Source organism: Halorubrum sp. GN11_10-6_MGM (assembly GCF_005435165.1).
GTDB lineage: Archaea > Halobacteriota > Halobacteria > Halobacteriales > Haloferacaceae > Halorubrum.
The window spans coordinates 1-16,813 of the sequence record NZ_SGUC01000001.1 but is presented as its reverse complement, the minus strand read 5'-3'; the positions used below and the strand labels follow the sequence as shown (position 1 = coordinate 16,813).

General features: G+C 69.5%; 13 protein-coding genes and 1 pseudogene. 5 read left to right on the top strand and 9 right to left on the bottom strand.

What is annotated here, in order from left to right; translation table 11 throughout:
* Positions 1–14: 14 nt before the first annotated feature.
* Positions 15–1,055, bottom strand: coding sequence for a succinylglutamate desuccinylase/aspartoacylase family protein (locus EXE46_RS00070; RefSeq protein WP_137686467.1), 1,041 nt, complete (start codon positions 1,053–1,055; stop codon positions 15–17).
* A 113-nt stretch (positions 1,056–1,168) separates the two neighbouring features.
* On the opposite strand from EXE46_RS00070, the gene EXE46_RS00065 reads away from it, so the two are divergent.
* The gene (locus EXE46_RS00065) at positions 1,169–1,996 is read left to right on the top strand and encodes an MBL fold metallo-hydrolase (protein ID WP_137686466.1); all 828 of its coding nucleotides are present in this window, start codon (positions 1,169–1,171) and stop codon (positions 1,994–1,996) included.
* An 84-nt stretch (positions 1,997–2,080) separates the two neighbouring features.
* Complete coding sequence (locus EXE46_RS00060) at positions 2,081–3,205, top strand: molybdopterin-dependent oxidoreductase (RefSeq protein WP_137686465.1); 1,125 nt, start codon at positions 2,081–2,083, stop codon at positions 3,203–3,205.
* Positions 3,206–3,236: 31 nt separating this feature from the next.
* Here the strand turns inward: EXE46_RS00060 and EXE46_RS00055 are convergent, their stop codons facing one another.
* Positions 3,237–5,714, bottom strand: coding sequence for a DEAD/DEAH box helicase (locus tag EXE46_RS00055; RefSeq protein WP_137686464.1), 2,478 nt, complete (start codon positions 5,712–5,714; stop codon positions 3,237–3,239).
* A gap of 317 nt (positions 5,715–6,031) precedes the next feature.
* Between EXE46_RS00055 and EXE46_RS00050 the strand changes: the two genes are divergently transcribed.
* A complete protein-coding gene (locus EXE46_RS00050; protein WP_137686463.1) occupies positions 6,032–6,472 on the top strand; it encodes a DUF5807 family protein in 441 nt (146 codons plus the stop codon).
* Between the two features lie 47 nt (positions 6,473–6,519).
* Here EXE46_RS00050 and EXE46_RS00045 read toward each other — a convergent pair whose 3' ends face one another.
* The 3 genes from EXE46_RS00045 to EXE46_RS00035 form a co-directional block, all read right to left on the bottom strand.
* Positions 6,520–8,172: a long-chain fatty acid--CoA ligase gene (locus tag EXE46_RS00045; protein WP_137686462.1), complete on the bottom strand. Its 1,653-nt coding sequence runs from the start codon at positions 8,170–8,172 to the stop codon at positions 6,520–6,522.
* A 124-nt stretch (positions 8,173–8,296) separates the two neighbouring features.
* A complete protein-coding gene (gene metX / locus EXE46_RS00040; protein WP_137686461.1) occupies positions 8,297–9,595 on the bottom strand; it encodes a homoserine O-acetyltransferase in 1,299 nt (432 codons plus the stop codon).
* A gap of 1 nt (position 9,596) precedes the next feature.
* Positions 9,597–10,889, bottom strand: coding sequence for an O-acetylhomoserine aminocarboxypropyltransferase/cysteine synthase family protein (locus EXE46_RS00035; protein WP_137686460.1), 1,293 nt, complete (start codon positions 10,887–10,889; stop codon positions 9,597–9,599).
* A 211-nt stretch (positions 10,890–11,100) separates the two neighbouring features.
* On the opposite strand from EXE46_RS00035, the gene EXE46_RS00030 reads away from it, so the two are divergent.
* Positions 11,101–12,519 carry a DHH family phosphoesterase gene (locus tag EXE46_RS00030; RefSeq protein WP_137686459.1) on the top strand — a complete coding sequence of 473 codons (1,419 nt, stop codon included), beginning with the start codon at positions 11,101–11,103 and terminating at the stop codon, positions 12,517–12,519.
* Positions 12,520–12,544: 25 nt separating this feature from the next.
* Here the strand turns inward: EXE46_RS00030 and EXE46_RS00025 are convergent, their stop codons facing one another.
* Positions 12,545–14,062, bottom strand: coding sequence for a molybdopterin-dependent oxidoreductase (locus EXE46_RS00025; protein WP_137686458.1), 1,518 nt, complete (start codon positions 14,060–14,062; stop codon positions 12,545–12,547).
* A 143-nt stretch (positions 14,063–14,205) separates the two neighbouring features.
* Positions 14,206–14,769 carry a HalX domain-containing protein gene (locus EXE46_RS00020; RefSeq protein WP_137686457.1) on the bottom strand — a complete coding sequence of 188 codons (564 nt, stop codon included), beginning with the start codon at positions 14,767–14,769 and terminating at the stop codon, positions 14,206–14,208.
* Positions 14,770–14,913: 144 nt separating this feature from the next.
* On the opposite strand from EXE46_RS00020, the gene EXE46_RS00015 reads away from it, so the two are divergent.
* A complete protein-coding gene (locus EXE46_RS00015; RefSeq protein WP_137686456.1) occupies positions 14,914–15,645 on the top strand; it encodes an ATPase domain-containing protein in 732 nt (243 codons plus the stop codon).
* A gap of 11 nt (positions 15,646–15,656) precedes the next feature.
* Here EXE46_RS00015 and EXE46_RS00010 read toward each other — a convergent pair whose 3' ends face one another.
* Together EXE46_RS00010 and EXE46_RS00005 are read right to left on the bottom strand one after the other, a co-directional pair.
* Positions 15,657–16,718 (bottom strand): transposase, encoded by a 1,062-nt coding sequence (locus EXE46_RS00010; RefSeq protein ID WP_241981477.1) that lies wholly within the window; start codon positions 16,716–16,718, stop codon positions 15,657–15,659.
* Positions 16,715–16,813 (bottom strand): annotated as a pseudogene (locus EXE46_RS00005) (IS1595 family transposase); the annotation flags it as partial. The pseudogene EXE46_RS00005 and the gene EXE46_RS00010, both read right to left, overlap by 4 nt.

Below are 16,813 nucleotides of genomic sequence, written 5' to 3'. Positions count from 1 at the left end.
CGGTTTTCTCGTGCTCACTCCCCGTCGATCCGCTCCGCGACGCCGACGAGCGTCGCGCCCGCGGTGACGGTCGCCTCCCGCGCGACCGAGTACGCGATCCCGTCGCGGTCGACGCGCGCGACCTGAAGCGTCTCGAACGTCGTCGGGTCGAACACCTCGCCGACGCGCTCGCCCTCGGTCACCCGATCGCCGACGGCGAGGTCGGGTTCCGGAACGAACAGCCCGGAATCGTCGGCGATCACTCGGCCGAGGTGGTTGCGCGCGACGACGCCGTCCCACGGCTCGGGCTCGCCGGAAAGGAGCCCCTCGTGCCGGATGGCGCCGAGCATCCCCGAGACGCCGGTCTCGACGGCTCCCGGAACGATCTCCTTGCTGTGAGCGAGCTCGGGCGTGATCGTCGGGATCCCCTCGCGGGTAGCCGCGACCCGGAGCTTCCCGGCGAACCCGCGCTCGTCCCACTCGGTGTCGGCGTCGTCACCCGCGGCCTCCGCGAGCAGGAGGTCGGTGCCGAACGCCGCCGCGAGTTCGCGACAGGCGCCGTCGCCGCGCATGTACACCGTGTGGGTCGCCATCGCCGGCGACCCGGTGTGGAGGTCGACGATCGCGTCCGCCGCGCCCGCGAACCCCCAGAGTCGAGCCGCCATCCGCTCGTGGAGCGAGCCCTCGGGGTCCCCGGGCCAGCACCGGTTCATGTTCGGCTGCCGCGAGTCGAGCGACTCCGGCGTCGTGTACGAGACGTGGTCGAAGGTGAGCGGGTCGGCGACGGGCACCGTCACGAGCGTCCCGTCGAGGTCGGCGGCCGTCGGACTGTCGGCGCTTCCCCCTCCGTCGCCGCCGACCAGACGGTCGTGAAGACGCCGGAGGACCGCCGCACCGTTCACCTCTCGGCCGTGCTGTGCCGCCTGCGCGTACACCACCGGCGAATCTCCGGGCGCGTCGAGCTCGGGGCCGTCGTCGCCGTCGACGAGCTCGCCGTCGCCGTACGCGTGGACGGTCGTCCGGATCGGCACGCCCGAGGGGAGCCGCGCGAGGGTGAGGCTGCGACTGGTGTGCATGGTTTCGCTCCGTCCGGCTCGGGGTTATACGTCGGGGTCGCGGTCGCGGTCATCCCCGATCTCCGCCGATCCCGACCGCGGACGCTAAGGCCGTGGCCCCCGCACCGCGATCCATGCGGGTCACCCTCCTCGGGACGGGCGATACGACGGGGACGCCGACCGTCGGCTGCGACTGCGACACCTGCGTTACGGCCCGCGAGCGCGGGGTGTCGCGGTCGCGCTTCTCCGTCCACGTCGCCAACGAGCGCACCGGCGAATCGCTCCTCGTCGACTTCAGTCCCGACTTCAGACAGCAGTTCCTCGCGGCCGACGTCCCGCTCCCGGACGCCGGGCTCGTGACGCACATCCACTTCGACCACCTCGACGGGCTGGGGAACGCCTACCGGCTCGTCGACGGGCTCCCGGTCCACGCCCCGAACGAGACCGACCCCGCGACCGACGAGAGCGTCGCGGAGACGATCCGGCGCAAGTACGACTACCTCGAAGACCGGATCGGCGTCCACGCCCGCGACCCCTTCGAGCCCTTCGAGACCTGCGGGTTCGAGGTGCGGTTCGTCCCCGTCGACCACCCGCCACTCCTGTGTTACGGCGTCGTCATCGAGGACCCCGAGACGGGCGCGACGCTCTCGCTCACCGGGGACACCAGCTACGACGTCCCGGAGCGCTCCCGCGAGGCGCTCGCCGACCCCGACCTGCTGCTCGCCGACGCCATCGTCCCCGCGTCGCTCTGTGAGCACCACCCGATCGGCGGGCGCCACGAGGGCCCCGACGGGGTCCCGCGGACCTTCGGCACGAAGCACATGACCCGGGAGGGCGCGCTCGCGCTCGCCGACGACCTCGACGCCGACCGCACGCGGCTCGTCCACCTCGCGCACTTCTACCCCGCCGACGAGGCGTTCGAGGAGCCGCTCGCGGTCGACGGCGAGGTGTACGAGCTGTGAGCCGTTCCGGCCCCGAGCCGGAGTTCGCGAACGACCGCCGCCTCGACCGCACCGTTTTGTCTCGCTAGCACGTACCACGCGTAGATGGCCGCGAGGGACCGACTCCGGACCGCGCTCGACCGGCTAGAGCCGCCGCCGCGCGCGGTCGACTGGTCGCTCCTCCTCTTCGTCGTCGCCGAGGCGGTCACCGGGCTGGTCTCGTTCACCGTCGGCGTTCCGGCGGGATGGCCCCTGTTCTGGCTCCACCGCGCGCTCGGCGTCGGGATCGTCGCGCTGCTCGCGTGGAAGCTCGCGCGCGTCCGCCGCCGGCTCACCGACCCGAACCTCTGGCGGCGGTCGACCGCCCTCTCCGTCCTGACGCTCGTCGCCGCGGTCGGCGCGATCGGGACCGGCGCCGCGTGGGTGTTCGGGCTCGACGTGCGGCTCTCGTACTGGACGCTGCTGTCCGTCCACGTCGGCTTCGGGCTCGTCTTAGTCCCGCTCGTGGCCGCACACGCCGCCACTCGGTTCCGGCTCCCCCGCCGCGTCGACTTCGAGCGCCGGCGGACCGCGGTCCGCTACTTCGCGTTGCTCGCGGCCGGCGGCGCGACGTACCGGCTCCAGCAGGGGGTCAACGACGCGCTCGACACCGCGGGCGCGGACCGCCGGTTCACCGGGTCACAGCCCCGCGAGGGCGCGGGCAATGGCGCCTTCCCGATCACCTCGTGGGTCGCGGACGACCCCGACCCGATCGACCGCGACGAGTACCGGCTGACGGTCGACGGGCTCGTCGCCGACTCAGTCGAGCTGACGGCCGACGAGCTCGCGGCGGGCCACGAGACCGAGGCCCTCCTCGACTGTACCAGCGGGTGGTACACGGTCCAAGAGTGGGGCGGAATCCGCGTCGGCGACCTGCTCGACGCGGCCGGCGGAGTCGAGGCCGCGAGCGAGGCCGACGACGGAACCGCCGTCGACCGCGAGCCCGCCTACGTCCGGTTCACCTCCGTGACGGGGTACCGGTGGAGCCTCCCGATCGAGGAGGCGGAGGACGCACTGCTCGCCACCCACGTCGGCGGCGAGCGCCTGACCCACGGCCACGGCGCGCCCGCCCGGCTCGTCGCGCCCGACAGGCGGGGGTTCCAGTGGGTGAAGTGGGTGACGCGCGTGGAGGTCCGCGCGGAGTACGACCTCGGGCAATGGGTCGTGACGCTGGTGAGCGGGTTCGACTGAGCGCGACGCAACCACCGGCCGCTGATCCCGGCTACTCGTACTCGCTCCCGACGACCTCGCGGATGCGCTCGGCGGTCACCGGACCGACGCCCTCGACCTCCAGTAAGTCGTCCTCCGGCGCCGTCATCACGGCCTCGACCGTGCCGAAGTGTTCGAGCAGCGTGCGCGCCGTGACGGGACCGATGTCGGCGATCGAGGAGACGACGTACTCCTGCTGTTCGGCGCGGGTCTTCGTCGTCTTCTCGCCGTGGACGCTCACCTCGCGGTCGCGCGTCTCCTGCTCCCGCTTCGCGATCGTCGCGAGCAGTTCGGTGGTGTCCTCCTCGCTCTCGGTGCGGAGCACGCTCACGTCGAAGTCGACCGCGAGCGACGCGAGCGCGCCGCGGATCGCGTTGGGGTCGATGTCGCGCTGCCCGTAGAGGTTCGTCCCCTCGACGATCATCACGGGGCGCGCGTACGCCCGCGAGAGCTCGCCGACCTGCTCGAACATCGACCGGTCGGAGTCGAGCATCGAGTCCACGAAGTCGGCCGCCGACTTCCGCTCGACGGCGACCCGGTCCGAGAGGACGTAGTCGCCGACCGCGAGCGTCTCCAGCCGGGTGACGAGCCCGTCGCGCGTCGAGAGGTCCTTCGCGATGGAGGAGTCGAGCTCGCGCTGGTCGACGACGATTTCGACCCCCTCGTCGACCCCGGCGGTCGCGACGACGCCGTCGTCGTCCGCGTCGGCGGTATCGTCGCCCACCTCCGTGTCGCCGGCGTCGTCCTCACCGCCCGCTTCGTCACCGCCTCGCGCCTCCGCGGCGAAGTCGGTGAGGCCGGCGTCGGCGTCGCCTTTGCTCCCCTCGTCGCCCTCCTCGGCCTCGACGGCATCCGCCGTCGCGTCGTCGTCCGGCGCGTCATCGTCCGTCGCCGCGTCCCCGCCGGAGAACGCGTCGAGCCCGGCCTGCCCGTCGTCGCCGACGGTGTCCTCGATGTCGTCGGTGGCCTGCTTCAGCTCCGTGAGCTGACTGGCCATCTTCTTCTCGCGCCGACGGGAGATCCAGAAGAACGCCTCGTCGCGGGTGTCCTCGGCCATCAGGACGACCACCTTCCCCTCCGCCTGCCGACCGGTTCGACCCTTCCGCTGGATCGAGCGGATCGCGGTCGGGACCGGCTCGTAGAAGCAGACGAGGTCGACCTCGGGGACGTCGAGCCCCTCCTCGGCGACGCTCGTGGAGACGAGCACCTCGAACTCGCCCGCCTTGAACTCGTCGAGCGTCTCCTGCTGCTGTTTCTGGCTCATCCCGTCCGAGCCGTCCTTGTCGCCCTGCCCGACGAATTTCCGCACGTCGAAGCTCGCGGAGAGGAACTCCACGAGCGCCTCGGCGGTGTCGCGCGACTCGGTGAAGAGGATGGCGCGCTCTCCCTCGTTGATCCCGAGCGTCTCGGCGAGCAGGATTCGCGCCTTCGAGAACTTGGGGTGGAGCCCGTCGAACGACTCCGCCTTCCGCATGGCTTCTCTCACTTTGGGGTCCGCGACCATGCGCTGGCTCGCCTTCGAGGCGCCCGAGGAGCGCGCGGCCTCGCGCTGGCGCTCGAAGTAGCGCCGGACGGACTCGACCGACTGCGTCTCGACCAGCTCGGTCGCGCGCCGGAGCTTCATCACCTCGGCGTGGGTGCTCATCCCCTTGTACCCCTCCGACTGGTCGTTGTCCATCATCTGTTTCAGCTGCCCCCGCATCTTGTTGAGGTCCTTCTGCGAGAGGTCGGGGTTCGTCGTGTTCGTCACCCCGAGCTGCTTCAGCTTCTCCAGCCGGTCCGTGATCACCTCGTTGAGCGCGTCGCGGATCGCGAGGACCTCGTCCGGGAGCGTCACCTGCTCCCACTGGACGTCGGTGTCGTGGGTGTACTCGTCGACGTCGGCGTCGTCTTCGGTCATCACCTCGACGTTGACGAGCCCGAGGTTCTCGCAGACCGTCTCGATCTCCTCGGTGTCGCCGCCGGGCGAGGCGGACATCCCCGTCACGAGCGGGTCGGCCGCGTCGGCGTGGTAGCGCTCGGCGATGTAGACGTACGCGTAGTCGCCGGTCGCGCGGTGACACTCGTCGAAGGTGAGGTGAGTCACGTCGCGAAGCGAGATCCGGTTGCCGACGAGGTCGTTCTCGACGACTTGCGGGGTCGCGATCACGATCCGCGCGTCGTCCCACAGTGCGGCCCGGTCGTCCGGCTTCACGTCGCCGGTGAACACGACGATCTCGTCGTCCGGGATCGAGAGCGCCTCGCGGTAGAAGTCGGCGTGCTGCTGGACGAGCGGCTTGGTGGGGGCCAAGAAGAGCGCCTTCCCGCCCGCCTCGTGGAGGCGCTCGGCGGTGACGAGCAGGCTCACCGTCGTCTTGCCGAGCCCGGTCGGGAGACAGACCAGCGTGTGTTCGTCGGCGGCGGCGTCCGCCAGTTGGAGCTGGTAGCGGCGGCGCTGGAGGAAGTCGTCGACGAGCAGCGGTCGGTCGATTCCGGCGGCCTCGGTCGCCATCGCCGGTGCTTCGCCGCCTTCGGCCTAAAGCCTTCGCGAAGCGGGGTGAAAGTTATCCGTCGGCGGAGCGCTCCTCCCGGAGCTCCTCCGGCACGTCCTCGTCGACCAGCTGCGCCCACTCTGCGAGCCGGTCGCCGGATCGGGTCTGCGCACTCATCACGCGACGGATCTCCGTGATGCGTATTAACAGTTACCCCGATTCTACACAGTTTATCATCGGTTCGGGCCGACTTCCTCGCCGCCGGTCGGTCGCGAGAGGCGCCGTTCCGCTCGGGTCGACACGCACGCCTTTTACCGCTCACGCGCCTCCGGCCGGCATGAGCAACCTCGACGAGTTCCTCGCGGGCGAGCGGCTCGACGACGTGGTCTTCTACCTGAGCGACGCGTACCTCGACGACGACTCCCGGCTGCGGGAGGTCGGTACCGAGACCGACGGCGGCGTTCGCCTGATCCTCGACGGCGAGACCGGTCGCTCCGCGTTCCAGGCCGGCACGGGGATGGGCGCGATGGAGTTCGCGAAGACGGCGATGGGCGCCGAGGGCGAGATCGCGCGCACGCTCGACGACGGGGCGTGTCCCTTCGCCGATGAGGAGCCCGACGACGACCACGAGGTCCAGTTCGTCTTCGCGTTCGCGGAGGCGCAAAACGAGGAGGTCGGCGGCCTCTACGCCGAGGGCGACGTGGTCCACGCGTACGCCCACTGTACGTGCGGGGAGAGCTACTCGCACAAGTGGGTGATCGGCGACCGCGACGACTGAAACGCGCCCGCGACGACTGAGTTCGCCGAGCCGCGGTTACGCCGCCGTTACTCGCCGTCTGGCGCGTCGTCTTCCGGCACCGCGCCCTCGACGAGCGACTGGTCGCCGTACTGCTCCCGGAGATCCTTCTTCGAGAACTTCCCGGTCGCGGTCTTCGGGACCTCGTCGATGAACTCCACCGCGTCCGGCACCCACCACTTGGGGTACTCCTCGCGGAGCCCGGACTCGATCCGCTCGACGAGTTCGTCGCGGTCGACGTCCTCGGCCACGACGACGAACGCGACGGGGCGCTCCTGCCAGCGCTCGTGGGGGACGCCGACGACGGCCGCCTCGCTGACGCCGTCGTAGGCCATGATCGCGTTCTCTAACTCGACGCTGGATATCCACTCCCCGCCGGACTTGATCACGTCCTTCGTCCGGTCGACGAGCTGCATGTACCCGTCCTCGTCGACGGTCACTACGTCGCCGGTCTTCAGCCAGCCGTCGACGAACTCCTCCTCGCTGGCCTCCGGGCGCGCGAAGTACTCCTTCGTGACCCACGGCCCCCGAATCCGGAGCTCGCCGAAGTCCTCGCCGTTCCACGGCACCTCTTCGCCGTCCTCGTCTATCACCTCGAACTCCAGTCCGGGGACGACGAGCCCCTGCTTCGAGCGCTTGGTCACCTGCGTCTCGTAGTCCGCGTCGCGCAGGTCGTCCGTGAGGTGCGAGACGGTGCCGATCGGCGAGAGTTCGGTCATCCCCCACGCGTGAAGCACCTCGACGCCGCGCTCGTCGTACCACTCGATCAGCGCCCGGGGCGCGGCCGCGCCCCCGACGATCACCGTGTCGAGCGTCGAGAGGTCGACGTCGTTCCCCGCCTCGACGTACTCGCGCAGCCCGAGCCACACCGTCGGGACGCCCGCGGAGATCGTCACCCCCTCCTCTTCGATCAGCGCCGCGAGGTCGGCCGGATCGGGCGCGGGGCCGGGGTAGACGTGTTTCGCGCCCGCGGCGGCCGCGGTGAACGGCATCCCCCACGCGTTGACGTGAAACATGGGGACGACGGGCATGACGACGTCGGAGTCCTCCATCGGGATCCCCTGCGGCGTCTGGGAGGCCATCGTGTGGCTCCACAGCATCGACTGCGTGTACTCGACGCCCTTCGGCTTCCCCGTCGTGCCGGAGGTGTAACAGAGGCCGGCCGGCTGGTCGCCGTCGAGGTCCGGCCAGTCGTACTCCGTCGAGTGGTCCGCGATGAACTCCTCGTAGGCGGGCGCGTCGAGCGCGTCGATCCCCTCCGAGCCCATCGCGACGAAGTCGACGTCCTCGAACTCGGCGGCGCCCTCCGCGGCGCCCGCGATCTTCTCGGCGAGCGAGGGGTCGACGAAGAGGATCTCGTCGTCGGAGTCGTCGACGATGTATCGGATGTGTTCGTCGGGCAGCAGGGGGTTGATCGTGTGGAGCTGCGCGCCGGTGTTCGGGACGCCGAAGTACGTCTCGAAGTGCCGGGTGTGGTTCCAGCAGAACGTCGCGACCCGGTCGCCGCGCTCGATCCCGTAGTCGTCCAAGGCGTTCGCGAGCTGTGCGGTCCTGTCGGCGTACTCGGCGTACGTGTGCCGCGTGCGCCCCTCGTGGGTCCGGGAGACGATCTCCGTGTCCGGGTACAGTCGTTCGGCGCGCCACATGAACGGTCGCAGGGTCTGCGCGTGTCCGCCTGGCATACCTCACACACCACGGGAGGGACCGGCATGAACGTTCTCATGGTCGTTCGTGATAAACCCGCGACAACGATCGACGCGTTCCCGATCGCGCGACAGCGCCGCCGAGGCCGCGGCCGGAGACCGCTCAGCCGCGGAACAGACTCGCGTGGACCGGTGCGTGGTCGGAGTCCGGTCGCGGATCGTCGCCGTCGTCGCCGCCCTCGTCGGAGACGGCCCGGCCGTCGACGCCGTCCGCGAGGAAGTCCCGGACCGGCGGGCCGACGTGTTCGGGCTCGACGAGGAACGCGTCGTGGCCGTGGTCCGAGTCGACCACGTGGTGCGCGGCCGGCACCTCGGCCTCGCGGAAGGCGTCGGCGAGCGAGCGGGACTGCTCGACGGTGAAGTGCCAGTCGGCGGTGAAGCTCACGAGCAGGGTCTCGCCCTCGAAGGCGGCGAGCGCGTCGGCGTCGGTGCCGTGGCCGGCGGCGAGGTCGTACTCGTCCATCGCGCGCGTCAGGTAGAGGTAGCTGTTCGCGTCGAAGCGGTCGCCGAACCCCTCCGCCTGGTAGTCGAGGTACGACTCCACCTCGCGGTACGGGAAGAAGCCGGCCGTCGGCTCGGGCGGCAGCCCGAGGTCGCCGTCCTCGCGCGTGAGCGAGTCGCGCCCCGCCGAACGCCGCCCGAACTTCCGCTCCATCGACGCCTTCGAGAGGTACATGATGTGGCCGATCTGGCGGGCGATGGCGAGCCCCTCCGTCGGGCCCGGCCGGTCGTCGCCGTAGTAGTCCCCGCCGTTCCAGTCCGCGTCCGCCCGGATCGCCCGCCGCGCGACCGCGTCCAGCGCGAGACACTGCGCGTCGAGGCGCCCCGCGGTCGCGATGGCGACCACACGGTCGACGTCGTCCGGGTACCGCTTCGCCCACTCCAACGCGTTCATCCCGCCGACGCTCCCGCCCACGACCGCGCGGAGCCGCCCCACGCCGAGGTGGTCGAGCAGGCGGCGCTGCGCGCGCGCCCAGTCCTCGACCTGAACCGGCGGGAACGCGGTCCCCCACCGATCGTGGTCGGGCTCCTCGCGCAGGTCGAGTCCCGCGGGCCGCTCGCTGGCCGGCCCCGTCGTCCCGTAGCACGAGCCGGGGACGTTCGCGCAGACGACGTAGTACTCCGTCGTGTCGATGGCCTTCCCCGGGCCGACGACGTCGTCCCACCACGCGCGGGCCTGCCCGGCCTGCCCGGCACCGGTGGTCTCAGCGTCGCGCTCCGGCTCGGGAGAGCGCGCGACGTTCTGGCTGCCGGTGAGCGCGTGGCAGACCAGCACGACGTTGTCGCCGTCGAACTCGCCGTGGGTCTCGTAGGCGACCTCGAAGTCGGGTACCGACTGGCCGCACTCGAAGGTGAACTCGCCGAGTTCGGCGACGCCGTGGTCGGTCGGGACGGCGCTCATCTCAGTTCCCCTCGGCGACTCGCTCGCCCGCGGCCAGCCCCGCGTCGAGGTCGGCGATCACGTCTTCGGCGTCCTCGATGCCCACCGACAGCCGAAGCATCTCCGGGTAGACACCGGCGAGCCGCTGTTCGTCTTCGTCCATCTGCGCGTGCGTGGTGGAGGCCGGGTGGATGACGAGCGTCTTCGCGTCGCCGATGTTCGCGAGGAAGCTCGTCAGCTCGACCGACTCGCAGAACGCCTTGGCCGCCGCGTAGCCGCCGTCGACGCCGAAGGTGACCATCCCGCCGAAGCCGTCGAGGTACTCGGCGGCGTTGTCGTGGCTCTCGTGGTCCTCGAAGCCGGGATAGCTGACCCAGTCGACGCGGTCGTCGTCGCGGAGGAACTCGGCGACCCGGCGCGCGTTCTCGCAGTGGCGCTCCATCCGGAGCGGGAGCGTGTTGAGTCCCTGGATCGTCTGCCACGCGTCGAACGGGGACTGCTGGCCGCCGGTCGGCCGCATCCCGCGCTGTCGGACGACGTTGGCGAACGCGGCGTCACCGAACTGCTCGACGAAGTCGATCGGATAGGCGGGCGACTCCCCGTCTAACTCGTCGTAATCGGCGTCGGGGTGGTCCCACGGGAACTGCCCGCCATCGACGACGACGCCGCCGACGGTGGTGCCGTTGCCCGTGATCCACTTCGTCGTCGACTCCCACACGATGTCGGCGCCGTGCTCGAACGGCCGACAGCAGTACGGGGTCGCGAACGTGTTGTCGACGACGAGGGGGACCGCGTTCTCGTGGGCGATGTCGGCGAGGCGCTCGAAGTCGGGCGTGACGAGCGAGGGGTTCGCGATCGTCTCCACGTGGACGAAGGCGGTGTCCTCGTCGATCGCCTCGGCGTACCCCTCGTAGTCGAGGGTGTCGACGAGCCGCGCCTCGATCCCGCGGCGGTCCGCGATCGTCGTGAGATACGCGGCCGTCCCGCCGTACATCTCGGAGCTGGCGACGACGTTGTCGCCGGCGCTCGCGAGGACGGTCGTTATCGCGTCGAACGCGGCCATTCCCGAGCCGGTCGCGACCGCGTCCGACCCGCCGGAGAGGTCGGCGAGCCGGTCTTCCAAGACGTTCACCGTCGGGTTCGAGAGCCGGGAGTAGATGTGCCCTTCCGCCCGGAGCGCGTACATCTCCGCCGCCGTGTCCGCGTCGTCGAAGACGTACGACGTCGTCTGGTGGATCGGCGTGGCGCGGGCGCCGGTCGCCGAGTCCGGCTCGGCCCCGGCGTGGAGACTCCGGGTGGAAAACCCACGTGTCATGTTTGTTGCTCATACGTCTACACACATCTATAACTGGCAGTTACGGCAATTGATGCCCCTTCGCCGGACGATGGGTTCGCCGCTGCCGTCGCGGCCGCGGCGGTCGCGGGCGCCGCCAACGTCGAGCGCGCCGCCGCACCGCTTCCGGCTCGGTCCGCGCTCGCATCCCCGAAGCGTGCGTTTATGCCCGATCGGACGCCAAGCGGTGGTAATGGCAGTCGCCGCTCCAGTCTCCGACCTCGCCGACCGCGCGACCGACTGCGCCGACCGACTGCGCGAGGCGGGCCGGGTGCTGCTCGCCTCCCACATCGACGCCGACGGGATCACGAGCGCCGCGGTCGCGTCGACCGCGCTCGCGCGGGCCGGGATCGACCACGAGGTCGTCTTCGAGAAGCAGTTGGACGCCGACTCGATCGCGGGGATCGCCGCCCGCGAGTTCGACGTGGTGTTGTTCACCGACTTCGGCTCCGGTCAGCTCGACGTGATCGCGGCCCACGAGGACCGCGGCGACTTCGTCCCCGTCATCGCCGACCACCACCAGCCCGCCGACCGCGACACCCGGTTCCACCTCAACCCGCTGCTCGAAGGGATCGACGGCGCGAGCGAGCTTTCGGGGGCCGGCGCGAGCTACCTCCTCGCCCGCGCGCTGGAGGGTCCCGACGGCGACAACCGCGACCTCGCGGCGCTGGCGGTCGTCGGCGCCGTCGGCGACATGCAGGACTCCGACGGGGGCCTCGTCGGCGCCAACGAGTCGATCGTCGCCGACGGCGTCGACGCCGGCGTTCTGGAGGCCCGCACGGATCTGGACCTGTACGGCAGACAGACCCGCCCGCTCCCCAAGCTGTTGGAGTACGCCTCCGACGTGAAGATCCCGGGCATCTCGAACGACGAGGCGGGGGCGATCTCCTTTCTCACCGACCTCGACGTCGACGTGAAACGCGACGGGGAGTGGCGGCGCTGGGTCGACCTCGACGCCGAAGAGCGCCAGACGCTCGCGTCGGCGCTGATGCGACGCGCGGTCGCCTCGGGCGTCCCGTCCGACCGGATCGAGGCGCTCGTCGGGACCTCCTACACGCTGGTCGACGAGGAGCCCGGCACCGAGCTGCGGGACGTGAGCGAGTTCTCCACGCTGCTCAACGCGACCGCGCGCTACGAGCGCGGCGACATCGGGCTCGCCGTGTGTCTCGGCGACCGCGGCGACGCGCTCGCGGAGGCGCGCCGGCTGCTCCGCACGCACCGACGGAACCTCTCCGAGGGCCTCCAGTGGGTCAAAAACGAGGGCGTCACCCACGAGGAACACCTCCAGTGGTTCGACGCGGGGTCGCGCATCCGCGAGACCATCGTCGGCATCGTCGCCGGGATGGCGGTCGGCTCGCCCGCCGTCGACCGTTCGAAACCGGTGATCGCGTTCGCCGAGGAGAGCGCCGAGGAACTGAAGGTCTCCTCTCGCGGCTCGCACGCGCTCGTCCGGCGGGGGCTCGACCTCTCGACGGTGATGCGAGAGGCGAGCCAATCAGTCGGCGGTGACGGCGGGGGGCACGACGTGGCCGCGGGCGCGACGATTCCGATCGACGAACGCGACGCCTTCCTCGCCGAGGCGGACCGGATCGTCGGCGATCAGCTCTCTTAACCTGGTCACGGACACCGCACGGTCGTCACCCGACCGTCCGGCGAACCCACCCCGACGCCCCGCTCGGGACCGGCCCGGACTCCTCCCGCAGCTGCCGGGTCCCCTCGCCGTCGACCGCGCGGACGACGACCTCGTGTTCCCCGTCGGGCTCGAAGACGTGGCGCCACTGCCGCCAGACGTCCGCGTCGGGGAGCGGGTCCGAGAGTTCGGCGTCGGTCCACGAGTCGCCGCCGTCGGTCGACACCTCGACGCGCGCGACGCCAGGCGTCCCGGCGTAGGCGTGGCCGGCGAGCTCGATCCGCCCGTCGTCGAGCTCCGTGACTCCCTCGTCCCAGAGCTTGGCGACGGTCGTCACCTCGCCGGTTCCCTCCCAGCCGCGCTCCTCCCAGTAGCCGTCGTCTTCGACGTTCAACAGCTCGATCTCCGAGAGCCACTTCACGTTCGTCTCACCCCAGTGGCCCGGGATCAGCACCCGGACCGGATGGCCGTGGCTGGTCGGGAGTTCTTTCCCGTTCATCCCCCACGCGAGGAACCCCTCCGCGAGGACGTCGACCGGGAACTGGACGTAGTAGCCGTCCTCGCCGCGCAGCATGGCGCAGTTACAGTCGCCCTGCGGGTCGACCGACTCTAGCAGCGGCCGGATCGGCGTCCCCGTCCAGACTGCGTTGCCGATGCGGCGACCGTTCTGGTCCTCGCCGACGCAGCGCAGCGTCACCGCGCGGTTCTCGACGGGCCGGTCGATCAGTTCGTCGAACGCGACCGTCCGCCCGCTGCCGGTCTCGCCGGTGAACGTGAGCGACCACTCGCTCGCGGTGACCTCCGGATCGAACTCCGCGATGTCGACGTTGTAAAACTCGCCGATCGGCGTTACCATCCCCTGAAGGGTGTCGCTCTCGAACGCGAGCGACGCCGAATCGAGCTCTTGGAGCCGCACGGACGCCCCCTCCGATCGCGGGGCGTCGGGGAGGGGATCGTCGCCCGACGCGAGCGCCCGCCGGCCCACCGCGGTCGCGACGACGAACCCGAGCGCACCGGCGACGACCCCGAGCGTCCGGCGGCGCACCGCGTCGACGACCGCCGGTGCGTCCCTCGCCGCGGCCGTGTCGCCTCCGGTGGGCGCGGCGGACGGCGGGAGCCAGCCGAGCCCGACGACGGTCGCAGCGGGGAGCGCTGCGCCCAGTGCGCCCGGCGAGAGACCCGTCAGCCCGACGGCGAGCAGCCACGACCCGCCCCCGGCGACGGCCGCCCCCGTCGCGCGTCGGTCGGTGCGCGTGGCGAGCCGAAGCCCCGCGAACGCGACCGCGCCGAACAGCCCGACCACGGCCGCGACCGCCAAGGAGACGTGGATCAGGTGGCCCGCCTCACCGAACGTCTCGATCGAGAACGTCACGACCGGCCCCGGCGTCAGGTTGACGACCGCCTGGTCGACGGGCCTGACGACGAACGACGGCGTCCATCCCGTGACGAGGTACGAGCCCGCAACCGCGGCCGCGCCGGCTGCCGCCGCGAGCAGCGCCTCCCGGTGCTCGGTAACAGTAGTCACAGTTACTCTCCGGGCTCAGATCACTTGAACTGCGTCCTCCACCGAACGATTCCCTATCGATGTTACTCGACGGAGCCACCAAACGCGGTAAACAGATCGATCGGAGTGAACGTCTCAGGGACCGCGAGACGGTCGGCGTCGCTTCAGGCCTCGCCGAGGTCGCGGAACATCGCGCGGTAGTCGTCGGTCGACAGCGACTCGCCGAGGTCGTCGATGTCGGCGTCTAAGTTCTCCAGCCGCTCGACAAGCTCCGCGTACGCCTCGTTCCCCTCGCGCTGTGCGGCCGGCTTCTGCGAGCTCAACACGGCGCGCTTGCTGGCGAGCGCGGCGGCCTCCCGGACGAGGTCGTCGTACTCGCTGCGCGTCAGAAGCGTTTCGATGGCCGCGAGCAGCTTCGTGCGGCTCACTGGTTTGGTGAGGTAGAGGTCGAACCCCATGTCGATGATGTCGAAGTCGGGCTCGACCGCGGTGACCATCGCCACCCGGCAGTCGTACTCCTCCTCGCGGATGTGTTCTAAGACGTCGTCGCCGCTCCCGTCGGGGAGTCGGCGGTCGAGGAGCACCACGTCGACGGCCGCGTCGACCCGATCGACCGCGTCGGCGGCGGTCTCGGCGACGTCGACGGCGTACCGCTCCTCCAAGAAGCCGGCGTACAGCGCTGCGATGTCTGGCTCGTCCTCCACGACGAGCACCGACGGATCGCTCACCGCCGATCACCGCCGGGAGTGACGGGACACGCTTCACCGGGCATACACGAACGGGCGGCGTGTCGAGAAATAAAACTGTCGCCGTCCGTTCGCCCGATGTTCTGAACCGTCCTTTATATACTCCGGCCGCCAAAGGAGAGACGAATGTCAGAACTCGTCTCCACCGGGGTCGAGGGGCTCGACTCCATTCTCACCGGCGGTATCACCCAGCGGTCGACGGTTCTCGTTTCCGGCAACCCGGGCACCGGAAAGAGCATCTTCGGCATCCAGTACCTCCACCACGGCGTCTCCGAACACGGTGAGCGCGGCGTCTACGTCTCCTTCGAGGAGGACGAGGCCGACATCCGCGGCGCGGCCGAGTCGGTCGGCTTCGAGGGCTTCGACGAGATGGTCGACGACGGCGACATCGTCATCCTCGACAAACGTGAGATGCTCCGGGAGACCGACTTCTCGACCGCGGTCGACCGGCTGCTCGACACGGTCGAGGACGGCGACTTCGACCGGCTCGTCCTCGACTCGCTGTCGATGTTCCAGCTCTTCTTCGACGCGGAACAGGAGAAGCGCACGTACCTGCTGAAGTTCTCGGACATCCTCAAGGCGAACGGGCTCACCTCGCTGCTCATCAACGAGCAGGGCGCCGTCTTCCCCGACACCGAGGTCGGCTTAGAGAACTTCCTCACCGACGGGAACATCTACTTCATCCAGACGCCGACCGACTCGGGCGTCAACCGCTACGTTTGGGTGGCGAAGATGCGGAAACAGGACATCGACACCGACATCTTCCCGATGGAGATCGGGCAGGGAGGGATCACGGTCCACGAGCGCGCGGGCGGCTTCTCGATGATGGGCGGCTCCGACAACCAACCCTCGTTGTAAACTACCCCACCCTATTTCGCTCGATCTGACGACCTCGCTTCGTTGAGGGTGGGGCTTTCGCGTGGACTCCCGCTCTGGCCGGATTCTCCGGCAGGAGATTCATACTCTCCGTTCACGTTCAACATCCCGCGATTCAAGCGCACGCCTACGGGCGCGCCTCCGCCGTCTCCGGTTTGGTTACGGCGGAGATACCATAGTCCGATGTTCTTCGCGGCGTTGTAGTCGGCGTGGTTCTCGTAGCCGCATTTCAGACACTCGAAAGCTTCGCCGTCGCGGTTGTCCGGATGGGTGAACCCACAGTGTGAGCAACGGCGTGACGTATTCTCCGGAGCTACCTGCTCCACGTCGATGCCGTGGACTTCGGCCTTGTATTCGACGTATTCGTACAACCGATCAAACGCCCACGTGTGTCCCCACGAGGCATCCGAGAGCCGGTCGCGGATACCGGTCAGCTCCTCGAAGGCGATGACCGTACAACCGTTTTCGGCGGCTTCTTCGATGATACCGTTCGCAATCCGGTGAATCATTATTTTGAACCGCCCCGTTTCTTTCTCTCCAACCGCCTGTATATTCTCGTGAGCGTGACGCGACCCACACTGCTGGAGTGACACCCGGCGTTTTTCGTACTCTCGTCGCCAGTGGTTGATCTCGTGGCCGCTCCAGAAGGAGCCTGTCGAAGTGACAGCAAGTTGGTTCACGCCGAGGTCAACACCGAGAACTGTGCTGTGCTCGGTCGTTGCCTGTTCCGACGTGTCGGACTCCACCTCCGCCTTTGTTCGGAGATGAAGAAACCACCCGCTGTCTTTGTTATGGAGTTCTGCCCCTGTCACCTCGTAGTCGTCGTTGTTGAGATACCGGCTGTGAGGTGTGTCGCGATCTTCGTCGGGCAGGACGTACTCAACTTCAATACGTCCGTCAACGGTTGCCAGCGACACGAACTCGTCGTGAAAAGTCGCACACCGTTTGTCGTAAACGACGGTGGGATTCGTGAAGTGCGGCTTGCTTGCGTACTCTCCTTGCTTCCAGCGGGCGACGACGCTTCGCTCTTGTGGCGGAGATTGTTGGTGAGTCATAGCGCAGTTTCGAGGATGGTTTTGAGCGCTTCTTTCCCCGGTTTTCGGAACACTTCACGACGGAGCTGAAACGCTCGGAGATATGGTGTGAGTCT

Bases quoted from the DNA above. Each gene is read 5' to 3' on its own strand.
- EXE46_RS00070 (WP_137686467.1), bottom strand. From the start codon at position 1,055: ATGCACACCAGTCGCAGCCTCACCCTCGCGCGGCTCCCCTCGGGCGTG.
- EXE46_RS00065 (WP_137686466.1), top strand. From the start codon at position 1,169: ATGCGGGTCACCCTCCTCGGGACGGGCGATACGACGGGGACGCCGACC.
- EXE46_RS00060 (WP_137686465.1), top strand. From the start codon at position 2,081: ATGGCCGCGAGGGACCGACTCCGGACCGCGCTCGACCGGCTAGAGCCG.
- EXE46_RS00055 (WP_137686464.1), bottom strand. From the start codon at position 5,714: ATGGCGACCGAGGCCGCCGGAATCGACCGACCGCTGCTCGTCGACGAC.
- EXE46_RS00050 (WP_137686463.1), top strand. From the start codon at position 6,032: ATGAGCAACCTCGACGAGTTCCTCGCGGGCGAGCGGCTCGACGACGTG.
- EXE46_RS00045 (WP_137686462.1), bottom strand. From the start codon at position 8,172: ATGCCAGGCGGACACGCGCAGACCCTGCGACCGTTCATGTGGCGCGCC.
- metX (WP_137686461.1), bottom strand. From the start codon at position 9,595: ATGAGCGCCGTCCCGACCGACCACGGCGTCGCCGAACTCGGCGAGTTC.
- EXE46_RS00035 (WP_137686460.1), bottom strand. From the start codon at position 10,889: ATGACACGTGGGTTTTCCACCCGGAGTCTCCACGCCGGGGCCGAGCCG.
- EXE46_RS00030 (WP_137686459.1), top strand. From the start codon at position 11,101: ATGGCAGTCGCCGCTCCAGTCTCCGACCTCGCCGACCGCGCGACCGAC.
- EXE46_RS00015 (WP_137686456.1), top strand. From the start codon at position 14,914: ATGTCAGAACTCGTCTCCACCGGGGTCGAGGGGCTCGACTCCATTCTC.
- EXE46_RS00010 (WP_241981477.1), bottom strand. From the start codon at position 16,718: ATGACTCACCAACAATCTCCGCCACAAGAGCGAAGCGTCGTCGCCCGC.